Raw genomic sequence first — 898 nt, forward strand, 5'->3', positions numbered from 1 at the left:
CATTCCCAAGGAGAGAGACCATGCAACGCCGCACGTTTCTGAACACCCTTGTTGTCGCCACCGCTGCCAGCTCGCTGATGCTCGACGCGCAGTCGGCAGAAGCCGGACGCGCGGCGACGCCGGACGCGCTCGATCCGGGCCGCTGGTCGCCGCTCAACGCCGCGCGCCTGCAGGTGGTGCTCGACGAGCATGGCGTCAAGAGCGGGCGCTACGATCCGGAACGGCGTCCGTATGCAGTGTTCGACTGGGACAACACGTGCATCATGAACGACTGCGAAGAGGCGTTGTTGATGTATCAGATCAACCACATGGCGTACAAGCTGACGCCGGATGAATTCGTCGACGTGATGTGGACGGACGTGCCGAAAGGCACCTTCATGAAGGACTACACGACGGTGGACGGCAAGCCGGTGTCGATGGAGGATCTCGCCGCCGACGTCGAATCCGATTACCGCTGGCTGCATGCGAACTACAAGGGGCTCGCAGGCGACAAGAGCCTCGACGAGATCCATGAGACCGACCAGTTCAAGGATTTCCGCGCGAAGCTCTACTTTATGTACGATGCGATCTGCGACACGCATCCGCTCGAGATCGGCTACAAGTGGATCATCTACTTCTACCGAAACATGACGACGGCAGAGCTGCAGGCGATGGCCGAAGCGTCCAACAACCACGGCATCGGCGATGCGCTGCGCAAGGTCAGATACGAAAGCCCGAAGACCCTGTCGGGCAAGGCCGGCGTGGTGGCCGACACGCATTTCCACGGCATCCGCATTCACGAAGAGATACGCGCGGTGATGCACACGCTGCGCGCGAACGGCATCGACGTGTACGTCAGCACCGCGTCGCTCGACGACGTTGTGCGCGTGTTCGCCGGCAATCCGAACTACGGCTATGG

Annotated in this window: 1 pseudogene; it reads left to right on the top strand. The window is 61.5% G+C overall.

The features are described from left to right. Positions 1 to 20 precede the first annotated feature (20 nt). Positions 21 to 898 (top strand): annotated as a pseudogene (locus VSR34_RS38030) (haloacid dehalogenase-like hydrolase); the annotation flags it as partial.

Origin of the sequence: Paraburkholderia sp. JHI2823 (assembly GCF_038900695.1) — a bacterium.
GTDB classification, from domain to species: Bacteria; Pseudomonadota; Gammaproteobacteria; order Burkholderiales; family Burkholderiaceae; genus Paraburkholderia; species Paraburkholderia mimosarum.